Origin of the sequence: Pseudomonas amygdali, from assembly GCF_002699855.1 — a bacterium.
GTDB classification, from domain to species: Bacteria; Pseudomonadota; Gammaproteobacteria; order Pseudomonadales; family Pseudomonadaceae; genus Aquipseudomonas; species Aquipseudomonas amygdali.
Genome location: NZ_LKBW01000330.1, coordinates 1 through 20,155, shown reverse-complemented (window position 1 = coordinate 20,155; position 20,155 = coordinate 1). Strand labels below are relative to the sequence as shown.

The 20,155-nt window shown below is 60.6% G+C and carries 18 protein-coding genes and 3 pseudogenes; 18 read left to right on the top strand and 3 right to left on the bottom strand.

The annotated features are described in order from the left end of the window. A pseudogene (locus AO277_RS27705) lies at positions 1 to 973 on the top strand (methyl-accepting chemotaxis protein); the annotation flags it as partial. A 106-nt stretch (positions 974 to 1,079) separates the two neighbouring features. After that, on the top strand, positions 1,080 to 1,391 hold the full coding sequence (locus AO277_RS27700; RefSeq protein ID WP_044319249.1) for a DUF6482 family protein: 312 nt from the start codon (positions 1,080 to 1,082) through the stop codon (positions 1,389 to 1,391). An 8-nt stretch (positions 1,392 to 1,399) separates the two neighbouring features. Here AO277_RS27700 and AO277_RS27695 read toward each other — a convergent pair whose 3' ends face one another. The 3 genes from AO277_RS27695 to AO277_RS27685 form a co-directional block, all read right to left on the bottom strand. After that, positions 1,400 to 1,798, bottom strand: coding sequence for a RidA family protein (locus tag AO277_RS27695; protein ID WP_044319250.1), 399 nt, complete (start codon positions 1,796 to 1,798; stop codon positions 1,400 to 1,402). Between the two features lie 77 nt (positions 1,799 to 1,875). Next, complete coding sequence (locus tag AO277_RS27690; protein ID WP_044319251.1) at positions 1,876 to 3,849, bottom strand: DNA topoisomerase III; 1,974 nt, start codon at positions 3,847 to 3,849, stop codon at positions 1,876 to 1,878. A 158-nt stretch (positions 3,850 to 4,007) separates the two neighbouring features. After that, positions 4,008 to 4,835, bottom strand: coding sequence for an HDOD domain-containing protein (locus AO277_RS27685; RefSeq protein WP_002553876.1), 828 nt, complete (start codon positions 4,833 to 4,835; stop codon positions 4,008 to 4,010). Between the two features lie 333 nt (positions 4,836 to 5,168). Between AO277_RS27685 and AO277_RS29830 the strand changes: the two are divergent. From AO277_RS29830 to AO277_RS27610, 16 genes and pseudogenes are all read left to right on the top strand, one after another. Next, positions 5,169 to 6,200, top strand: a pseudogene (locus tag AO277_RS29830) (HAMP domain-containing protein); the annotation flags it as partial. Positions 6,201 to 6,293: 93 nt separating this feature from the next. Then, complete coding sequence (locus AO277_RS29825; RefSeq protein WP_369812061.1) at positions 6,294 to 7,058, top strand: methyl-accepting chemotaxis protein; 765 nt, start codon at positions 6,294 to 6,296, stop codon at positions 7,056 to 7,058. Positions 7,059 to 7,315: 257 nt separating this feature from the next. Then, positions 7,316 to 8,149, top strand: coding sequence for a phosphonate ABC transporter ATP-binding protein (phnC, locus tag AO277_RS27675; protein ID WP_044319253.1), 834 nt, complete (start codon positions 7,316 to 7,318; stop codon positions 8,147 to 8,149). Between the two features lie 38 nt (positions 8,150 to 8,187). Next, positions 8,188 to 9,198 carry a phosphonate ABC transporter substrate-binding protein gene (phnD, locus tag AO277_RS27670; RefSeq protein WP_044319254.1) on the top strand — a complete coding sequence of 337 codons (1,011 nt, stop codon included), beginning with the start codon at positions 8,188 to 8,190 and terminating at the stop codon, positions 9,196 to 9,198. A 28-nt stretch (positions 9,199 to 9,226) separates the two neighbouring features. After that, entirely contained in the window at positions 9,227 to 10,015 is a 789-nt protein-coding gene (gene phnE, locus AO277_RS27665; RefSeq protein WP_002553872.1) for a phosphonate ABC transporter, permease protein PhnE, read from the top strand. Between the two features lie 36 nt (positions 10,016 to 10,051). Then, positions 10,052 to 10,786 (top strand): phosphonate metabolism transcriptional regulator PhnF, encoded by a 735-nt coding sequence (gene phnF, locus AO277_RS27660; protein WP_002553871.1) that lies wholly within the window; start codon positions 10,052 to 10,054, stop codon positions 10,784 to 10,786. Positions 10,787 to 10,800: 14 nt separating this feature from the next. Continuing rightward, positions 10,801 to 11,265: a phosphonate C-P lyase system protein PhnG gene (gene phnG / locus AO277_RS27655; RefSeq protein WP_044319255.1), complete on the top strand. Its 465-nt coding sequence runs from the start codon at positions 10,801 to 10,803 to the stop codon at positions 11,263 to 11,265. Further along, a complete protein-coding gene (phnH, locus tag AO277_RS27650; RefSeq protein ID WP_044319256.1) occupies positions 11,265 to 11,861 on the top strand; it encodes a phosphonate C-P lyase system protein PhnH in 597 nt (198 codons plus the stop codon). The genes phnG and phnH overlap by 1 nt, the downstream gene beginning before the upstream one ends. Further along, a complete protein-coding gene (locus AO277_RS27645) occupies positions 11,861 to 12,940 on the top strand; it encodes a carbon-phosphorus lyase complex subunit (RefSeq protein ID WP_044319257.1) in 1,080 nt (359 codons plus the stop codon). The genes phnH and AO277_RS27645 overlap by 1 nt, the downstream gene beginning before the upstream one ends. Before the next feature lie 11 nt (positions 12,941 to 12,951). Then, complete coding sequence (locus tag AO277_RS27640; RefSeq protein ID WP_369812060.1) at positions 12,952 to 13,824, top strand: alpha-D-ribose 1-methylphosphonate 5-phosphate C-P-lyase PhnJ; 873 nt, start codon at positions 12,952 to 12,954, stop codon at positions 13,822 to 13,824. Further along, a complete protein-coding gene (gene phnK, locus AO277_RS27635) occupies positions 13,821 to 14,642 on the top strand; it encodes a phosphonate C-P lyase system protein PhnK (protein ID WP_005744244.1) in 822 nt (273 codons plus the stop codon). The genes AO277_RS27640 and phnK overlap by 4 nt, the downstream gene beginning before the upstream one ends. Before the next feature lie 41 nt (positions 14,643 to 14,683). Beyond that, entirely contained in the window at positions 14,684 to 15,400 is a 717-nt protein-coding gene (gene phnL / locus AO277_RS27630; protein WP_044319258.1) for a phosphonate C-P lyase system protein PhnL, read from the top strand. Further along, a pseudogene (locus tag AO277_RS27625) lies at positions 15,394 to 16,539 on the top strand (alpha-D-ribose 1-methylphosphonate 5-triphosphate diphosphatase). Before phnL ends, AO277_RS27625 begins: the two are co-directional and overlap by 7 nt. Continuing rightward, on the top strand, positions 16,539 to 17,105 hold the full coding sequence (gene phnN, locus AO277_RS27620; protein WP_044319259.1) for a phosphonate metabolism protein/1,5-bisphosphokinase (PRPP-forming) PhnN: 567 nt from the start codon (positions 16,539 to 16,541) through the stop codon (positions 17,103 to 17,105). The pseudogene AO277_RS27625 and the gene phnN overlap by 1 nt, the downstream one beginning before the upstream one ends. Then, on the top strand, positions 17,096 to 17,845 hold the full coding sequence (gene phnP, locus AO277_RS27615; protein ID WP_044319260.1) for a phosphonate metabolism protein PhnP: 750 nt from the start codon (positions 17,096 to 17,098) through the stop codon (positions 17,843 to 17,845). Before phnN ends, phnP begins: the two co-directional genes overlap by 10 nt. 138 nt (positions 17,846 to 17,983) lie before the next feature. Then, on the top strand, positions 17,984 to 20,155 hold a 2,172-nt coding region (locus tag AO277_RS27610; protein ID WP_099259161.1), incomplete at its 3' end, for a membrane-bound PQQ-dependent dehydrogenase, glucose/quinate/shikimate family.

Sequence of the window (20,155 nt, the reverse complement as noted above, 5' to 3'; positions counted from 1 at the left end):
TTCGGTAGTTTTTTCATCGCTCCATCCTCTCAAAGGTTGGAGTCTCCGAGAAACCCGGGGCGGTTCAGTGCGCACCCTGGCGCAGAACGTCAGTAAAGCCACTGACGATATCTCCCGGAACATCGACGCGATGCTTCAGGAGGTCAGCTCCACCCACGAACAGACCATTCAGATCAGCCACAGCGCCCGCGAAACCCAACAGGTCGTAGAGCGCGCATCCGGCCATTTCGAGAGCATGATCGGTGATTTCGAGTCCACCAATGACAAGTTGGCCGACATCGCTGCGCACATCCAGCAGTTCGCAACCACCAACACTGGCATCAACGAACGGGTGACCCGGATTTACTCCGACAGCCAGGCTATCGATCAGCGTATGCAGCACTCTGCCACCGCCACCCGTGACCTGTCCGGTGTAGCCGAGCAGGTTCAGGCCTTGCTGGGGCGTTTCGTGCTGGGGCATGGCGAACTGGACGCTGCCATTACCCGCGCGAGTCAGTGCCGGGACATCCTGCAGGTGCGGCTGGCCGAGCTGCACAAGCAAGGCGTCAATCTGTTCGATCAGAGCTACAAGCTGATTCCCGGCACCGACCCCAAGCAGTACATGACCGGTTACACAGAGCGCTTCGCACAAGTCTGTCAGGAAGAGTGCGACAAACTCACCAAGGGCACCCGGGGCGGCAAGGTCACCTTTATCGTGGATAACAAAGGTTACTGCCCGGTCAACAACAGCTGGGTGTCACTGAAACCGACCGGCGACCGTGCCGTCGACTTACCGGTGTGCCGCAACAAACGCATGTTCTCCGACCCGATAGGCTTGCGTGTTGCGGGCAACCAGCAGCGTTTTCTATTGCAGACCTACCTGCGTGATACCGGCGAGATCATGACCGAAATCGATGTGCCGTTCTTTTTTGAAGGGCGTCATTGGGGCAACTTGCGGATGGGCTTCGACGCAGCGCTGTTGCTGGGCAAGTGAGGCAGCGCTACTGTTACGTCGATAAGGCATACAACACGACTGAACGTTCGCGCCGGTAAAAGCTCCACTTCTACAAGGCGCTGATTTTCAGAACGCCACCGGAGGTGTGACTTTGAACATTCAAGATCTGACAAAACATGCGAAGGATAAAAAGGTTCGTGAACTCGATCTGATCTCCATCGAGGGCGGTTCCTATGTGCTCCATGCGCAACTGGAAGGCAAGTCTGTGCCGGTTGAAGACTCGACTGGCAAAACCTTGCACGTTGCCTCGGTGGAAGAGGCGCGCAAGGTGCTTTCTTCGGTATCTGATGTAAAGCTGTTCCTGACCCAGGCTGTGGCTCACGACGAAATGGTCGGTCTGAGCAGCGTTCAGGCAGAGTCATCACGCCAGGAGATCCCGTTGCGCTCAAGCCACTGATCGCGATGTCAGGCGCCGCGCCTGACCGCGATGCACTTGATTTCCAGCAGCAGTCCGGGATGCGCCAGCTCGGCAACGCCGATGCAGGTCCATGCACATTGGCCGCGCGGAAATATACGGTTTTTCACGTCACGAAACACCGCCATGTGCTCGCTCATGGCTACGTGATAAGTCGTCATGTCGACTATATCGTCGAACGTGCAGCCGCCCTCAGCCAGTACCGTGCGCAGGTTTTCCCAGCAGGCGATGAACTGCGCTTCGGGGTTGAGGATGACTTCCATTTCCCGTGTGCGTCCCACCTGACCGGCGCAGTAAAGGGTGTCGCCGACTCTGACTGCGGGTGCATAGCCTGCTCGGTCCATGATCGGCTGCATGGTGGGCGGAACGATGATCTCTCGGTCTGACATGTTGTAACACCTGTTTGTAACGCTTGAGTGTGTAACACCCGACTATGCGATGGCTGATCGGGTTGTATGTGAGCCAGTCATCTGGCCGCCGGTTTGGCTGTACGTCGCGGTTTTTTCGTCGCAGTGCCCGTTGCAGCAGAGGACGTAGCAGTGCTGCGCTTCGCGGTCTTGCGTTTTTTCTTCCAGGGCGGCGCAACGCCTGCCGGGCTGGCCGGGCCGCTGATGCTCATGCGCATGCCGACGCAGCGGCTGACCTGTTTGCTCATCCACGCTGCCTGTTTGGCGACGAACTCTTCAAGGCTCATTTCGCCGCTCTGTACCATGTCGAGTGCCTGTTCCCAGATCGCTGTAGTGCCTGGGTCGGCGATGGCGCGTGGGACGGCGTCGATCAGGCTGAATGCTGCGGGCGCTGCGCACAGGGCCTTGCCCTGTTTGGTCAGATAGCCACGGTCCAGCAGGCCCTGAATGATGCCGGCGCGGGTGGCTTCGGTACCGATGCCGGTCGTGTCCTTGAGCTTTTGCTTGAGCAGTGGGTCTTCCACCAGTTTGGCGACGTTTTTCATGGCCTTGATCAGGTCGCCTTCAGTGAATGGTTTGGGCGGTTGGGTCCAGAGGTCCTTGAGGATGACCTCAGCGACGGCGCACTCGCAGCCCTGGAACAATGCCGGCAACGGCTGCGGCGCAGGCGCTTCGCGACCCTTGGCCGGTGCCAGTGCCTCGGGCATGGCACGTTTCCAGCCTGGCTCGACAATTTGTTTGCCGACCGCCCGCAGCACATGGCCTGCGCAGTCGAAGTCGGCCTGGGTACGGTCGTATTCGTGGTTGGGCAGGAACTGCGCCAGATAGCGCGCCCTGATCAGGGTGTACACCGCTCGCGGCTTGCCGATCAGATGCTCGACGCCGCGCACGGCAGCAGTGGGAATGATGCCGTGGTGGGCAGTCACTTTGCCGTCATTCCAGGCCCGCGATCGGAGTTGCGGGTCAAGGTGTGGCGACAGGCTGGCCAGCGTCGGGTCTGCCTTGCACAGCGCTGCGATGATACCCGCGGCTTCGCCATGCTGACTGTTCGGCAGGTAACCGCAATCGCTGCGCGGGTACGTGATGACCTTGTGTGTTTCATACAGCGACTGAGCTATATCAAGGGTTTCCTGCGCCCCGAGCCCGAGCTTTTTCGAGCAGATTTCCTGCAGGGTGCCCAGATCGAAAGGCAGTGGGGCAACTTCGCGAATCCGCTCGGTGCGCAGCTTGACCAGCCGTGCGCTGGCCGCACTGCGCATCGCTTCGGCAGCCTGTTGCGCCAGCGGCTGATTCAGGCAGCGGTCCTGATCGTCGCAGGCGTCGGCCGGTGCGCGCCATTGGGCGATAAAAGCCTGGTTGTCGTGCAGCAGCCTGACGTCGATGGCCCAGTAGGGTGCCGGTACGAAGTTGGCGATGCTGCGATCACGGTCCACCACCAGCCGCAGGGTCGGGGTTTGTACCCGCCCGACTGGCAATACGCCCTGATAACCCGACTGGCGACCCAGCAGGGTGAACAGGCGGCTCATGTTCATGCCGATCAGCCAGTCGGCACGGGATCGACCCAGTGCCGAGTGATACAGGCTGAACGTATCGGCACCGGGTTTGAGCGCCGCCAGCGCCTTGCGGATGGAGGCGTCATCGAGTGCCGACAGCCACAAACGCTGAATCGGCCCGCGATAGCGGCAGTGTTCGACAAGCTCGCGGGCGATCATCTCGCCTTCGCGGTCGGCATCGGTGGCAATCACCAGCTCTTGAGCCTCGCCCAGCAATCGCTTGACTGCCTTGAACTGACTGGCAGTTCTCGGCTTGACGAGCATCTTCCACTTTTTCGGAATGATGGGCAGGTCTTCCAGCACCCAGCGTTTGTAACGCGCATCGTAGGCGTCGGGCGGGGCGGTTTCCAGCAAGTGGCCGATGCACCAGGTTACGGTGGCATTGGCACCCACCCAGCAGCCGTCGCCACGCCTGGTCGCGCCGAGCGCAGCCGCAATGTCTTTGGCCTGGGAGGGTTTTTCGCAAAGAAACAGCCGCATGACTACCGTCGTCGATTACCGGTGCAAGGGCTGCAAGGATGAACGTTGAATACGCTACGGGCAAGTTTTATCTGTATGGATATACAGATAAATGAGGAGGGCCATGGGGTGAAGCACTCACGCCATGACCGCTCTTGCAGCCGCGGAGAGTGGCCGGCTTAGCTCAACAGGTCGGAGAACGCCTTGTCGGCTTCAAGCACCGCTGGCAGCCCGGCAAACAGTGCGTCCAGATCGACTCCTTCCATCAATGGCCCGCCGCAGGCCTGCTGCGCTTGCACAGTTGCGCCGCCGTGGGCTTCCAGTGCATCGGAGATGGTGATGGCCTGAGCAACGATCTTTGGCAGCGGTGCGTCGGCCGGAGCCTTCAGCGGTGTGGCCTGATAGGCGATAGCCTGTTTGATCAGCTCTGGCAGATGCCAGCGACTGGCCAGTTCTGCGCCTACTTCCGGGTAGCTGAAACCCAGTTGCAGGGTTTCGTTGGCTGCACGCCCCGGTGTACCGGCCTTGGCTGCGTTGTTCAAGCGCTCTGCAACGTCGGGCGCGCCGGTCTGGATCAGCAGTTCGCCGATGTTATGCATGACCCCGCAGGTAAAGGCGATTTCTGGGTCGACACCCGTCTGTTTCGCCAGCATCCGGCAGATCCCTGCCACCTGAAAGCTTTTGAGCCAGAACCCTTTGAGGTCAAAACTTGGCCCGGCTTTGAACGCGCCGGTCACTGCCGAGGCCATTACCAGGGTGCGCAGGGTGTTGAAACCCAGGCGCATGGCCGCGTCTTCGATACTGGAGGATTCTCGCGAGCCGCGAAACCGCGCCGAGTTGGCAAGGCGCAGCACCTTGGCAGCAATCACCGGGTCTTTCTCGATGTTTCGGGCAATGCTTTCCAGGTTCGAGGAAGGGTTGTCAAATTGCAGCATCAGGTCCTGAGCCACTTTGGGGATGCTCGGGAGACTGTGCAAATCGTCAAAAAGTTTTTCGATACTCAGCATGGCAAGACCATCCTCTGCACGGCGGGGATGATTCAACCATAGCCAGTTTTTCCGGCTCTGCACGTTTCACCGTCGATTGTGGGAGACAGGTCTCAGCACGCTTCGAAAAAAATAATCAAGGACTCGTCCATCGCGGCCGATAAGGCGATACAAGCGTCTCTGTAAGGTTTCGGTACCTGAACCTGCCTGATGATCGACATGGCAGGCGCTGGTGTATCGACTCCGGTTGCTGAACGGCCTGTAGGTTGTTACGTGAAAAGGACGGCACAGTTGGAAGTTTGATTGGCGATTCAGAGATCGTCCTTATTGGTTTTTGCCGTGGAAGTAACCGCTATGAAAAGTCTGGGTTTCAGCAAGAAAATTCTTCTCGCCGCCGCATTGATTGTGGTTGTCGCGTTCAGTGTGTTCATTGTCATCAATGACTATCGACAACGTCAGTCGCTCAAATCCAGCGTCAGGTCCGAGTTGCAACAACTGGGTACGCTCACCACGCAGAACATCCAGACCTGGCTGGAAAGCCGCATGCAATTGCTGCAATCGATGTCGCAGCAAGTCGCCGCGGATGGCAAGGAGCTGCCACAGTTGCAGCGCGCGATTGGCCTGCCTGCCTACAGCGAAAGTTTTCAGTTGAGTTACTTTGGCAGCACCGATGGCGTGATGTTCTCGGTGCCGTCGGCCAATCGCCCCGCTGACTACGATCCGCGTGCACGTGGCTGGTACAAGGCGGCACAGAATGCGCCCGGCACCATTGTGACCGAACCCTACATCGCGGCATCTTCCGGCAAGCTGGTCATGACCATGGCCACACCGGTCAAGTTTCAGAATCAGTTCGTGGGCGTGGCCGGTGCTGATATCGCTCTGGACAACGTCACCAAGATCATCAACTCGCTGAACTTTGATGGCCATGGTTATGCGTTTCTGGTCAGTGCCGACGGCAAGATTCTGGTGCACCCGGACAGCAAACTGGTGCTCAAGAACATCAGTGAAGCCTACCCGACCAACACTCCGAAAATTGCTGCCGGGGTGAGTGAAATCGACTCCGGTAAAAAGCCGGAGATCATTTCCTTCACGCCCGTTCAAGGTGTCTCGACGGCCAACTGGTACGTGGCACTGGTACTGGAGCAGGATTCCGCCTACGCCATGTTGACCGAGTTCAGTACCTCGGCCATCACTGCGATGGTGGTTGTGGTTATGGTGATCATCCTGCTGCTGGGCCTGTTGATCCGGGTGTTGATGCAACCCTTGCATCAGATGGGCCGCGCGATGCGTGATATTGCCGATGGCGAGGGCGATCTGACCAAGCGTCTGGCCATCACATCGCAAGACGAATTCGGCGCACTGGCCGAGTCGTTCAACCATTTTGTCGAACGTATCCATACCTCGATCCGCGAAGTGGCCTCGACTGCCGCGCAACTGGGGGCGGTGGCCACACAAGTGGTCAAGGTCTCCAACGCGTCGATGGACAACTCCGACCAGCAGGCCAACCGCACTGAAAGCGTGGCAGCGGCGATCAACGAATTGGGTGCCGCCGCCCAGGAAATCGCCCAGAACGCCGCGCGTACCTCGCAGCAGTCGAGCGATGCGAGCGGCCTGGCCAGCGACGGCCAGAACGTCGTGCAGCAGACCATCAAGGCCATGAACGAGTTGTCCGGCAAGATCAGCGAGTCGTGCGTGAACATCGAAAGCCTGAATGGCAAGACCGCCAACATCGGGCAGATTCTCGAAGTGATCACCAGCATTTCCCAGCAGACCAACCTGCTGGCGCTCAACGCGGCCATCGAGGCGGCGCGTGCCGGTGAAGCCGGGCGCGGGTTTGCCGTAGTGGCTGACGAGGTGCGTAACCTTGCGCACCGCACTCAGGATTCTGCGCAACAAGTGCAGAAGATGATTGAAGAGCTGCAGGTCGGCGCTCGTGAGGCAGTGGTCAACATGACTGAAAGCCAGCGTCAGAGTGAGGACAGCGTAGGCATCGCCAACCTCGCCGGCGAACGCCTGAGCAGCGTGACCCGACGCATCGAAGAGATCAACGGCATGAACCAGTCGGTGGCCGCAGCAACGGAGGAGCAGACCTCGGTGGTGGAGTCGATCAATGTCGACATCACTCATATCAACACCCTCAACCAGCTGGGCGTCGACAATCTGCGCCAGACCCTGGACGCCTGCAACTCGCTGGAAGAGCAGGCTGCCCGCTTGCAGCAACTGGTCGGCAGCTTCCGGATCTGATCCGGCAGCTGTCTGCACCAAGCGGAGGGCTCATCGTGATGTACAGGTCCCGATGGGCCTGTAAATAGGGCTCAAACCACGATGACGATCGTTACCACGCTCCGCGTGGTAATGCATTTCGTGACGCTGCAACACCTTCTGCGACAAACTGTTATCAGCTAGTCACTCACGGTTCATGAGGCTGCAACAACACAGGTTCAGTTTGGTTGACAACCGAATACGACCTGTCCCGGGTCGTGCGCAGACCGAGAAGCCTCATGAACGATGCCATTCATGTACAGGGCCTGAACAAGACCTTCTCGCACAAAAGTGCGTTGGTTGACCTTGCATTGTCTATACAACCTGGTGAGATGGTTGCGCTGATTGGCGCTTCCGGCTCTGGCAAGTCAACCTTGCTGCGCCATCTTGCCGGCCTGGCGTGCTGTGATCGCAGCAATGGCGGTCAGGTTCAGGTGCTGGGGCGCGAGGTTCAGTCGTCCGGTCGTCTCAACAGTCAGGTGCGACGTCTGCGCGCCGATATCGGCTATATCTTCCAGCAATTCAATCTGGTCAATCGCCTCAGTGTGCTGGACAACGTTTTGCTCGGTTGTCTGGGACGCATGCCGCGCTGGCGCGGCAGTCTGGCGCTGTTCAATCGCGAGGAAAAACAGCGTGCGATGGCCGCGCTGGACAGGGTAGGGCTGGCAGATCTTGCCGCCCAGCGGGCTTCGACCCTGTCTGGCGGCCAGCAGCAACGAGTTGCGATTGCTCGTGCCTTGACCCAGCGCGCCGAAGTGATCCTGGCCGACGAACCGATTGCCTCGCTGGACCCCGAATCGGCCCGCAGGGTCATGGAAATTCTTGCCGACATCAATCGCAGCGATGGCAAGACCGTCGTCGTCACCCTGCATCAGGTGGATTACGCGGTGCGCTATTGCCCGCGTGCCGTGGCCCCCAAGGGCGGGCGGATCCATTTTGATGGCCTGGCGCAGGATCTCAGCAAACAGTTCCTCAATGACCTCTACGGTGCAGACGCGGACGCGAGCCTGATGATCACCGAACGAAGCCGTCGCGTTCGGCAGAAGCCGCGTCTGGAACTGGCCAAAGTCTGAAGCTTTTCAACATCAGCCTATTTATCAGGAGAGCCTGCATGTTCAAGCGTATCGGTCGTCTTCTCGCCTCTGCCGCCTTGCTGACCGCCTGCGCGTTGGGCACGGTCCAGGCTGCAGAAGAAAAAGCCATCAATTTCGGCATCATGTCCACCGAGTCATCGCAGAACCTGAAAAGTATCTGGCAGCCGTTTCTCGATGACATGAGCCGCAAAACCGGTCTGAAGGTCAATGCCACCTTTGCCTCGGACTACGCCGGTCTGATTCAGGGCATGCGTTTCAACAAGGTCGATGTGGCCTGGCTGGGCAACAAGGCCGCGATGGAAGCGGTATACCGCTCCAATGGCGAGATCTTTGCCCAGACGTCTGCCGCCAACGGCGATGCGGGCTACTGGAGCCTGTTGATCGTGCGCAAGGACAGCCCGATCAACTCCGTCGAAGACATGCTCAAGAACGCCAAGAGTCTGACCTTCGGCAACGGTGACCCGAACTCCACGTCGGGTTATCTGGTGCCTGGCTATTACGTATTTGCCAAAAACCACGTGGATGCCTCCACCGCCTTCAAGCGCACCTTGAACTCCAGCCATGAGGTCAATGCCCTGAGTGTTGCCAAAGGTCAGCTGGATGTCGCGACCTTCAATACCGAAAGCTGGGACCGCCTGGCCGTGACTCAACCGGACAAGGTCGAGCAGTTGAAGGTGATCTGGAAGTCGCCGCTGATTCCAGCCGACCCGATTGTCTGGAGCAAAGCTCTGTCGGACGAAAACAAGGCGAAGATCCGTGATTTCTTCGCCGATTATGGCGATACCGCTGAAGAGAAAACCGTCCTGAAGAACATGCAGATGGGCAAGTTCCTCAAGTCCAGCGACGACCAGTTGTTGCCCATTCGCCAGCTTGAGCTGTTCAAGCAGCGTACTGAGGTGGCCGCCAGCACCACGCTGGATGCTCAGGAGAAAGCGACCCGCCTCAAGGACATCGACGCCAGCCTGAACAAGTTGCAGGAGCGCATCACCGAGCTGAACCAGAAAACGGCAGACAGCTCTGCAGGTTGAGCCAATCGATCACTATCAGGAGTTCGCCATGACCACTCAAGTTGCCTATGCCCAGGCTGCGGGCAAGCCCAACTGGTCTCGTTACCTGGGCTGGGGGCTGTTGCTTGCGGCACTGGCCTGGGCCTGGCAGGGCGCGGAAATGAACCCGATGACGCTGGTTCGGGACTCGTCGAACATGGCGACCTTCGCCGCCGATTTCTTCCCGCCGGACTTCCGTGAGTGGCGCAGCTACCTCAAGGAAATGCTGGTGACCATCCAGATTGCCCTGTGGGGTACGGCGCTGGCGATTGTCTGTTCGATACCGCTGGGCGTTCTTTGCGCCGAGAACATCACGCCGTGGTGGATTCACCTGCCATTGCGGCGCTGCATGGACGCCTTTCGCTCGATCAATGAGATGGTTTTTGCGATGTTGTTTGTGGTCGCGGTCGGGCTTGGGCCGTTTGCCGGGGTGCTGGCGCTCTGGATCAGTACCACCGGTGTGCTCGCCAAGCTGTTCGCCGAAGCCGTCGAGGCCATAGAGCCTGGTCCTGTCGAAGGGGTACGTGCGACCGGTGCCAGTGCTTTACAGGAAGTCATCTACGGTGTAATTCCTCAGGTTATGCCGCTATGGATCTCCTATGCTTTATACCGGTTCGAATCCAATGTGCGCTCGGCGACCGTGGTGGGCATGGTCGGTGCAGGCGGCATCGGGGTCATTCTCTGGGAGAATATCCGGGCCTTTGCGTTCGTCCAGACCAGCGCCGTGCTGCTGGTGATCATCGTTGTGGTAAGCGTCATCGACATCATGTCGCAGCGCCTGCGCAAGCAATTCATCTGACAGAAGAGGGGTGTTCAATGAACACTTTTTTTAATCATGCAGTTGTCTAGACAAGCTGAGCCGATGTACCTCGAACTGGCTGAAACCCTGCGCGATGAGCTGGTCTCGTATCGGCCCGGCGATTATCTGCCTGCCGAGTTTCAGTTGGCCGAACGCTTCTGTGTCAACCGCCATACGATCCGCCGAGCGGTCGATGAACTGGTCCGTGAGGGCAGTGTGCTGCGACGACAGGGCAAGGGCACGCAAGTGCTGGAACGTCCGTTGATCTACCCGATGCAGGCCGACAGCGCCTACAGCCAGTCGCTGTCGGCACAAGGCATCGGCGTGGAAGCGATTCTGCTGTTGCGCCGCGAATGCCTCGCCAGTCACGAAGATGCGCTGCATTTGGGGCTGGCCGAGCATGCGCCGCTGATCGAAATGCAGACATTGCGCAAGCTGGATGGCCAGCCTGTGAGCCTGATCTGCCATCGCTACAGCGCCCGCTACAGCGATGTGCTGGCTGATTATCAGGGTGGCTCGGTTCGCCAGTACCTGGCTGAGCGCGAGTTGCCGCTGAGCCGTGCGCAGAGCCTGATCGGAGCCCGCCTGCCGTCCCGTGAAGAGGCCGGGCTGCTGCTGATGCCCCGGCACATGCCGGCGCTGACGGTGTTGACGGTTTCGTGTGACCGATCGGGGCGGCCGGTGGAGCTTTCCCGCTCGGCCAGCCGCTGCGACCGCTTCCAGTATCAGGTGGCGTTCAACCAGATCGCCGTCACCCCAACGACTGACTGACATTGAGGTGTTCCATGCAAGCAACCCCTGAAACGGCCGCACGGCAGCACTGGATGGGCGTACTGGCGCGCGCCCTTGTCGATGAGCCGAGCCGCGAACAGTTGCAGCTTCACGAGGCGGCGTTGCGCGACACCGATTACCAGATGATCCGCGCCCCGGAAATCGGCATGACCCTGGTGCGTGGTCGCATGGGCGGCACCGGTTCGGCGTTCAATCTTGGCGAGATGAGCGTTACCCGCTGCGTGGTCCGTCTGGCCGATGGCCGCACGGGTTACAGCTACCTGGCCGGACGCGACAAGCGCCATGCCGAACTGGCGGCGCTGGCTGATGCCCATTTGCAAGGCGCGCAACAGGCCTGGTGGCTGTCCGAACTGATAGGGCCCCTGGCGCGTGCGCAAGCCGAGCGTCGTGCACGCAAGGACGCAGAAGCCGCTGCAACCAAAGTGGAATTCTTTACCCTGGTCCGAGGAGAAGACTGATGAATGCCGTCCTTCTGCAACCTGCCTTCACCGATCCGGTGCTGGATGCCCAGCGCAGTTTTCGCGTAGCGCTCAAGGCCTTGTCCGGTCCGGGTGTGATTCAGACCCTGCCCACCAGACATCAGCCGCCTGCCTTGCAGGGCCTGGACAGCGCAACTCATGCCTTGTGCCTGGCGCTGCTGGATCTGGACACTCCGCTCTGGCTCGCCCCTGCATTTGATACCCCGGCGATTCGCGCGAACATTGCCTTTCATTGCGGCAGCCCGATTGTCACTGACCGGAGTGCTGCCCGTTTCGCGTTGCTCGATGCGTCGACTGTCGGGGACCTGCACGGTTTCGATACCGGCAACGACCGTTACCCTGATCAGTCCTGCACCTTGCTGATTCAGTTGCCAGGCCTGCAAGGCGGACAGACCCTTGCCTGGAGCGGTCCCGGCATCGAGCAGAAAAATTCTGTGGCGTTGCCGCTGGACGAAGCGTTCTGGACCGAGCGTGAAGCACGGAATGTCTTCCCCTGCGGGCTGGACGTGTTCTTTGTGTCGGGCAACCAGATGCTCGGCTTGCCACGCAGCACCCGCGTGCAGGAGTGTGCCTGATGTACGTCGCCGTGAAGGGTGGCGAACAGGCCATCGATAACGCCCACCGCCTGCTGGCCAACAAGCGCCGTGGCGATACAAGCATTGCCGAGCTCGATGTCGAGCAGATCCGCCAGCAGTTGCCACTGGCGGTTGCGCGAGTCATGAGCGAGGGTTCGCTGTACGACCCGCAGCTGGCCGCACTGGCGATCAAGCAATCGGCGGGGGATTTGATCGAAGCGATCTTTCTGCTGCGCGCCTACCGCACGACGCTGACGCGTTTTTGCGCCAGCGTGCCCATCGACACCTCGAACATGCAGCTCAACCGGCGCTTGTCTGCCACGTTCAAGGACGTCCCCGGCGGGCAATTGCTGGGCCCGACCTTTGACTACACCCACCGCCTGCTGGATTTCACCTTGCTGGCCGAAGGCGAGCACCCTGGCCCGGACGTGGCGCCGGATGCAACGCTGCAACCCTGCCCGCGAGTGCTGGGGTTGCTGGCCAAAGAAGGGTTGATCAAACCTGAAGTGGACGATGGCGAGAGCGTCGCGGACATCACCCGCGAACCGCTGGAGTATCCGTCCAGTCGTGCCCAGCGTTTGCAGGCGCTGGCCCGTGGCGATGAGGGTTTCCTGCTGGCGCTGGGTTATTCGACCCAACGTGGTTACGGCCGCAACCATCCGTTCGCCGGGGAAATCCGCATTGGCGAGGTAGAGGTCTGGATAGAGCCTGAAGAACTGGGTTTTCCGATTGTGATCGGCGACATCGAAGTGACCGAGTGCGAGATGGTCAACCAGTTCGTCGGCTCGGCCAGCGAACCTGCGCAGTTCACCCGTGGCTACGGCCTGGCATTCGGCAACGCAGAGCGCAAGGCAATGGGCATGGCACTGGTGGACCGCTCATTGCGCGCCGGGGAATTCAACGAAGAAGTCCGCTCGCCGGCCCAGCAGGAAGAGTTCGTGCTGGCGCATTGCGACAACGTCGAGGCGGCCGGTTTTGACTCGCACCTCAAGCTGCCGCATTACGTGGACTTCCAGTCCGAGCTGGAGTTGATCCGCAAGCTGCGCAAGTCCGCACCGCAACCGGAGAGCGACCAATGACTAATGCACCGATGAACACCGCAGAGCAAAGGCCCGCACGGGATGACGCCTACAACTTCGCGTATCTGGACGAGCAGACCAAACGCATGATTCGCCGTGCCTTGCTCAAGGCGGTAGCGATTCCCGGTTATCAGGTACCGTTCGGCGGGCGCGAGATGCCGCTGCCTTATGGTTGGGGCACCGGCGGGATGCAGCTGACCGCTGCGATCCTGGGCGCTGATGATGTGCTCAAGGTCATCGACCAGGGCGCTGACGACACCACCAACGCAGTCTCGATCAGGCGTTTCTTTGCCCGTACGGCCGGTATCGCCACCACCGAGCGCACCCCCGAGGCGACTGTCATCCAGACCCGTCACCGCATTCCGGAAACACCGTTGCACGCCGATCAGATCATGGTCTATCAGGTGCCGATTCCCGAGCCGCTGCGTTTCATCGAGCCTTCGGAAACCGAGACCCGCACCATGCACGCGCTGGATGATTACGGTGTCATGCACGTCAAGCTCTACGAAGACATCGCTACCTTCGGCCACATCGCTACCAGTTACGCCTACCCGGTCATGGTCGATGAGCGTTACGTGATGGACCCGTCGCCGATCCCTAAATTCGACAACCCCAAGCTGCACATGAGCCCTGCGCTGATGCTGTTTGGTGCGGGACGGGAAAAGCGTCTGTATGCCGTACCGCCGTTTACCCGGGTGGTAAGTCTGGACTTTGAAGATCACCCGTTTGAAGTGCAGCGCTGGGAGCAGTCCTGCGCAATCTGCGGCAGCCATGAGTCCTTTCTCGACGAGCTGATTCTCGACGATGCCGGGACGCAGAGCTTTGTCTGCTCAGACACCGATTACTGCGCCCAGCGCGTCAAACAGCAGGAGAACGACCGATGATCAGTGCACGTTCGTTGGACGCGGCGGGCGGGCGCCTTCCTGACGCTGTGCAGCCGCTGCTCAAGGTACGCGGCCTGACTCGCCTGTACGGTGTGCAGAAGGGCTGTCAGGACGTCAGTTTCGATCTGTACCCCGGCGAAGTGCTGGGCATCGTTGGCGAGTCCGGCTCAGGGAAGTCCACGCTGCTGTCGCTGTTGAGCGGGCGCTGCCCGCCGGATCGCGGCAACATCGATTATCGAAGCAAGGATGGCAACTGGTTTGATTTGTACAGTTCAAGTGAGGCGCAACGTCGCACCTTGTTACGTACCGAGTGGGGTTTTGTCGAGCAGAACCCGCGTGACGGTTTGCGCATGGGCGTCTCTGCCGGAGCCAATATCGGCGAGCGCCTGATGGCCCAGGGCGTTCGCAATTATCAGCAATTGCGCAGTGCAGCGCTGGACTGGCTGAGCCAGGTCGAGATCGACCCGCTGCGCATTGATGATCTGCCGCGCACGTTTTCCGGCGGCATGCAGCAACGCCTGCAAATCGCCCGCAACCTGGTGTCCAGTCCCAGACTGGTGTTCATGGACGAACCCACCGGCGGGCTGGATGTGTCGGTGCAGGCGCGTTTGCTCGACCTGTTGCGTGGTCTGGTTCGAGAGCTGGACCTGGCCGTGGTCATCGTCACTCACGACCTGGCGGTCGCGCGGTTGCTGGCTGATCGGCTGATGGTCATGCGTCGCTCGGAAGTGGTCGAGAGCGGCCTGACCGATCAGATTCTCGATGACCCGCAGCATCCGTATTCACAACTGCTGGTGTCCTCGGTATTGCAGCCATGAGCCGCACTGTCCGAACAGCCTGTAAAGAAGAGGTGAGCCCGATGACAACCTTGATCGAGGTCCGTGACCTGTCGAAAACCTTCACCCTGCACCAGCACAACGGCGTGATCCTCAATGTGCTGCGCGGGCTCAGTTTCTCGGTGCGCGCTGGCGAATGCCTGGTGCTCAGCGGGCAGTCCGGCGCGGGCAAAAGCACATTGTTGCGCACTTTGTACGGCAACTACCTGCCTGCCGCTGGCAGCATCCGCGTACAGCACGAAGGCGAGTGGACCGAACTGGTCGGGGCAACCCCGCGCCAGGTGCTTGAGGTGCGGCGCAAAACGCTTGGCTATGTCAGCCAGTTCTTGCGCGTCATTCCGCGTGTCTCCAGCCTGGATGTAGTGATGGAGCCGGCACTCTCACGCGGATGGTCGCGCGAACAGGCTCAGGAGCGCGCGCAACTGCTGCTGAACCGGCTGAACATTCCCCAGTGCCTTTGGCCACTGGCCCCCAGCACGTTTTCCGGTGGTGAACAGCAGCGTATCAACATCGCCCGGGCATTCATGGTGCCGTGGCCGGTTTTATTGCTCGACGAACCGACGGCTTCGCTGGACGACGCCAACCGTCATGTGGTGCTGGAGCTGGTCGACGAGGCTAAACAGGCCGGTGCCGCACTGATCGGTATTTTTCATGACCGCGACGCCCGCGAGGCAGTCGCCAATCGTCAACTCGACATGAGCCCGGTGGACCTCACCGCCAAGGAGTTGCTGCAATGCTGAACGAGCAGATCTTTAGTAACGCCCGTGTGGTGACTGCCGAGCATGTGTTCGTCGGCACAGTCGTGGTCCGCGACGGCCTGATTGCCGAGGTTCAGAGCGGGCGCAGCCAACTGAGCCAGGCTCAGGACATGCAGGGCGATTACCTGCTGCCGGGCCTGGTGGAGTTGCACACCGACAATCTGGAGAAGCACCTGTCGCCGCGGCCGGGTGTCGACTGGCCGTCGATGTCGGCGGTGATCAGCCATGATGCGCAAATTGTCGCGGCCGGGATTACCACGGTGTTCGATGCGCTGTCGATTGGCGACATCAACCCCAAGGGCAAGCGCATGCAGCAACTGCCCGCGATGCTTCAGGCTATTGCCGACGCCAACGCAGCGGGCCTGACCCGCGCCGAGCACCTGTTGCACCTGCGTTGTGAGGTCAGTCATCCGGATACCCTGAGCGTGTTTCGTGACCTGGTGGACCAGCCACTGGTGCAACTGGTTTCGGTGATGGACCACGCGCCCGGCCAGCGCCAATTTGCCCTGGAGTCCAAGTACCGCGAGTACTAAATGGGCAAGTACCACATGAGTCATGAGGAAATGGACCTCTTTATCGTCGAACAGGTGGCCAATTCCACCGAGTATGCCGACCGCTACCGGCGCGCGATTGTCGAACTGTGCCTGGCGCGCGGCCTGTCGATTGCGAGCCACGACGACGCAACCATGGCGCATGTCGAGGAATCGGCAGGTTTCGGCATGAACATCGCCGAATTCCCGACCACACTCGAAGCGGCCCGTGGCTGTCGGCAACTGGGCATGAGTGTGCTGATGGGCGCACCGAACATCGTGCGCGGCGGCTCGCACTCCGGTAACGTGGCGGCAGCATAGCTGGCCCGACACGGGCTGCTGGACATTCTGTCCAGCGATTACTACCCGGCCAGCCTGTTGCAGGCCGCGTTCATGCTGGCCGAACAGGACAACGACTGCGAGCTGCCGCAAGCGATCAATATGGCCAGCCGCACGCCCGCCGTTGCGGCAGGGTTGGCGGATCGGGGCGAGATTCGCATCGGTCTGCGCGCTGATCTGATTCAGGCGCGCAATCATGCAGGCCTGCCGGTTATCGACAAGGTCTGGCGACAAGGCAAGAGGGTGTTTTGATGGTTGGCAGGTTGATCTATCTCATCGGGCCGTCCGGTTCAGGCAAGGACAGCTTGCTGGATGCGGCCCGTGAAACGTTGGCGCAACGCAACTGCCGGGTTGTACGGCGGGTGATCACCCGTTCTGCCGAAGCGGTGGGCGAGGCGGCACAGGCGGTGACGGTCGAACAGTTCGAGCAGATGCGCGAGCGTGGTGCGTTTGCCTTGAGCTGGCAGGCGAATGGCTTGCACTACGGCATCCCCATCGAGATCGATCAGTGGCTGCTGGAGTGCCACGACGTGTTGATCAACGGCTCCCGGGCGCATCTGCAGAAAGCGCAAATGCGTTACCCGACGCTGCTGGCGGTGCTGCTGACCGTCAATCAGGACGTGCTGCGCCAACGGCTGTTGGCGCGCAACAGGGAAACCCTTGCGGAAATCGAGGAGCGCCTAGCGCGCAACTCGCGCTTTGCCGGGGATTTACTGGCGAACAATCCGCAGGTCTTCCCGCTGGATAATTCGGGTGATCTGCAACAGACCGTCGCCACGCTTATCGGCCTGATGGAGCGGCGTGACGCATGCGCCTGACCCTGCTGGGCACCGGTGACGCACGACAGGTGCCCGTCTACGGTTGCCAGTGCCCGGCCTGCTCGGCGGCGCGGGCGAATCAGGACCTGCGACGCTTGCCGTGCAGTGCGCTGATTGAATGCGCCGATCAGCGCTGGTTGATCGACAGCGGCCTGACCGACCTTACCGAACGTTTCCCGCCGCGCAGCCTGAGTGGCATCCTGCAGACGCATTACCATGCCGACCATGCCCAGGGCCTGCTGCATCTGCGCTGGGGCCAGGGGCTGGTGATTCCGGTCCACGTCCCGGCGGACCCGGAAGGCCTGGCCGACCTATACAAGCACCCCGGCATTCTCGATTTCAGCCAGCCGTTTGCGGCCTTCGAAACCCGGGCACTGGGCGCATTGCAGGTCACGGCGTTGCCGCTGACGCACTCCAAGCCCACGTTCGGATACATGTTCGAAGGCGACGGGCGACGTTTCGCCTACCTGACCGACACAGTCGGCTTGCCCGACGCGACCTGCGAGTTTTTGCAACGCCAACCGCTGGAAGTGTTGATTCTCGATTGTTCCATGCCCCCACAGCCTCAGCCGCCACGCAATCACAATGACCTGACCCTGGCGCTGCAAACCATCGACCAGTTGCGACCGGGCAAGGCGGTATTGACGCACATCGGCCACACGCTGGATGCGTGGTTGATGGGGCTGCCGCCAGGACTGCCGGGCCATGTATTGATCGGTCGGGACGGCATGGCGCTATAGACGTGCGCATAAACGCAAAAACTGTGCGCTGATCGCCCGCAAAGGCCTGTTCCAGAAGCTTGGCAGCCTGCGACAATTTGTCATTATGAACCGTTTGGTATATTCTGTTCGGCTGTAAAAATCCGACAGGTTTGAAAAATGACAAACAAGCAAGACACAGGAACTGGCGGCAGGTTGCTGCTGCTTGGGCTGGGAGTACTGATCGCCCTGATCGGGCTCGGTCTGGCAGGTGGCGGCGGCTATCTGGTGACATTGGGCGGCAGCTGGTTCTTCCTGCTGATGGGACTGGCGATGCTGATCAGTGGTGTGCTGATCGCCGCGCGCAAACCCAAAGGTGCTTTGTTGTATGGCATCGCCCTGGTACTGACCGCCATCTGGGCTATCTGGGATGCAGGCCTGCACTATTGGCCGCTGGTGTCCCGCCTATTGACCTTTGCCGTGATCGGCCTGGTGATTGCGCTGATCTACCCGACACTGGTGCGCGCTTCGGGTGCTCAGGCGGGTCGTGGCGCATATGGCCTGGCCGGCATGCTGGCCATCGGTGTTGTGGCGACCATTGGCTACATGTTCGTTCCGAGCCATGTGGTCAGCGCCAGCAGCGTGCCGCCTATTGTCCCGGTGGCGCCGGGTGCCGAGCAGAAGGACTGGGCACACTGGGGCAATACGCCGGCAGGTAACCGGTTCGCTGCTCTGGATCAGATCAACAAGAGCAACGTCGACAAGCTGCAGGTTGCCTGGACCTTCCACACCGGCGACATTCCGCAGAGCACAGGTGCCGGTGCAGAAGACCAGAACACCCCGCTGCAGATCGGCGACACGGTCTACACCTGCACCGCCTACGGCAAAGTATTCGCACTGGATGCTGACACCGGCACTCAGCGCTGGAAGTTCGACCCGCAGGGCAGTGCGCCCAAGTGGCAGCGCTGCCGAGGCCTGGGCTACTTCGCCGCACCCGCAGCTGCACCCGACGCACCTGCCCAGCCAGCCGCCGCGTGCGCCACACGCGTGTTTCTGCCGACTGGCGACGCTCGCCTGATCGCACTCGATGCCAGGACCGGCGAGACCTGCAAGGACTTTGGTAATCAAGGCGTAGTCGATCTGAAAACCGACATGGGCGAAGTCAAGGAAGGCTACTACCAGCAGACCTCGACGCCGCTGGTGGCGGGCAATGTGGTTGTGGTGGGCGGTCGGGTTGCCGACAACTTCTCCACCGGCGAACCTCCAGGCGTGGTGCGTGCTTTCGACGTACACAGCGGCGAGCTGGTCTGGGCCTGGGATCCGGGTAACCCGAATACCAACAAGCGTCCGCCAGCAGGTGAAACCTATACGCGTGGCACGCCGAACGTCTGGTCGGCCATGTCCTACGATGACAAGCTCGGCCTGATCTACCTGCCGACCGGTAACGCTACACCCGACTTCTTCGGCGGGACGCGTACCGAGCAGGACGACAAATGGTCCTCGTCAGTGGTTGCGGTAGACGCCAAAACCGGTCAGGTGCGCTGGAACTTCCAGATGACCCACCATGATCTGTGGGACTTCGACATTCCGGCGCAGCCGTTGCTGTATGACATTCCGGACGGCAAGGGCGGTACGCAGCCGGCATTGGCGCAAGTCACCAAGCAGGGCGAGATTTTCCTGCTCAACCGCGAAACCGGCGTGCCGATCTCGCGTGTCGAAGAACGCCCTGTGCCGCAGGGTAATGTGCCGGGCGAGCGCTATTCGCCGACCCAGCCGTTCTCGGTGGACATGCCGTCGATTGGCAACCAGACCCTCAAAGAGTCGGACATGTGGGGTGCTACGGCGTTCGACCAGCTGATGTGCCGCATCGCTTTCAAAGGCATGCGTCACGAGGGCGTTTACACACCGCCAGGCCTGGACCCTGCGTTGCAGTTCCCCGGCTCGCTGGGCGGCATGAACTGGGGCAGCGTCTCGGTCGACCCGACCAACAACTATATGTTCGTCAATGACATGCGCCTGGGCCTGGCCAACTACATGATCCCGCGCGACAAGATCGCCGCTGGTGCCAGTGGTATCGAGATGGGCGTCGTGCCGCAGACCGGCACGCCGTTTGGTGCCATGCGCCAGCGCTTCCTGTCTGCCGTCGGCATACCGTGCCAGGCACCGCCGTTCGGCACCATGTCGGCGATTGACCTGAAAACCAAAAAGCTGATGTGGCAGGTTCCGGTCGGCACCGTGAAAGACACAGGTCCGATGGGCATCCGCATGGGCCTGCCGATTCCGATTGGCATGCCGACGCTGGGCGCTTCGTTGTCTACCCAGTCGGGCCTGCTGTTCTTCGCCGGTACCCAG

What these genes read in the sequence shown, in the direction of transcription:
- AO277_RS27695 (WP_044319250.1), bottom strand. Translation starts at nt 1,798, where the DNA reads ATGTCAGACCGAGAGATCATCGTTCCGCCCACCATGCAGCCGATCATG.
- AO277_RS27690 (WP_044319251.1), bottom strand. Translation starts at nt 3,849, where the DNA reads ATGCGGCTGTTTCTTTGCGAAAAACCCTCCCAGGCCAAAGACATTGCG.
- AO277_RS27685 (WP_002553876.1), bottom strand. Translation starts at nt 4,835, where the DNA reads ATGCTGAGTATCGAAAAACTTTTTGACGATTTGCACAGTCTCCCGAGC.
- AO277_RS29825 (WP_369812061.1), top strand. Translation starts at nt 6,294, where the DNA reads ATGGACAACTCCGACCAGCAGGCCAACCGCACTGAAAGCGTGGCAGCG.
- phnC (WP_044319253.1), top strand. Translation starts at nt 7,316, where the DNA reads ATGAACGATGCCATTCATGTACAGGGCCTGAACAAGACCTTCTCGCAC.
- phnD (WP_044319254.1), top strand. Translation starts at nt 8,188, where the DNA reads ATGTTCAAGCGTATCGGTCGTCTTCTCGCCTCTGCCGCCTTGCTGACC.
- phnE (WP_002553872.1), top strand. Translation starts at nt 9,227, where the DNA reads ATGACCACTCAAGTTGCCTATGCCCAGGCTGCGGGCAAGCCCAACTGG.
- phnF (WP_002553871.1), top strand. Translation starts at nt 10,052, where the DNA reads ATGCAGTTGTCTAGACAAGCTGAGCCGATGTACCTCGAACTGGCTGAA.
- phnG (WP_044319255.1), top strand. Translation starts at nt 10,801, where the DNA reads ATGCAAGCAACCCCTGAAACGGCCGCACGGCAGCACTGGATGGGCGTA.
- phnH (WP_044319256.1), top strand. Translation starts at nt 11,265, where the DNA reads ATGAATGCCGTCCTTCTGCAACCTGCCTTCACCGATCCGGTGCTGGAT.
- AO277_RS27645 (WP_044319257.1), top strand. Translation starts at nt 11,861, where the DNA reads ATGTACGTCGCCGTGAAGGGTGGCGAACAGGCCATCGATAACGCCCAC.
- AO277_RS27640 (WP_369812060.1), top strand. Translation starts at nt 12,952, where the DNA reads ATGAACACCGCAGAGCAAAGGCCCGCACGGGATGACGCCTACAACTTC.
- phnK (WP_005744244.1), top strand. Translation starts at nt 13,821, where the DNA reads ATGATCAGTGCACGTTCGTTGGACGCGGCGGGCGGGCGCCTTCCTGAC.
- phnL (WP_044319258.1), top strand. Translation starts at nt 14,684, where the DNA reads ATGACAACCTTGATCGAGGTCCGTGACCTGTCGAAAACCTTCACCCTG.
- phnN (WP_044319259.1), top strand. Translation starts at nt 16,539, where the DNA reads ATGGTTGGCAGGTTGATCTATCTCATCGGGCCGTCCGGTTCAGGCAAG.
- phnP (WP_044319260.1), top strand. Translation starts at nt 17,096, where the DNA reads ATGCGCCTGACCCTGCTGGGCACCGGTGACGCACGACAGGTGCCCGTC.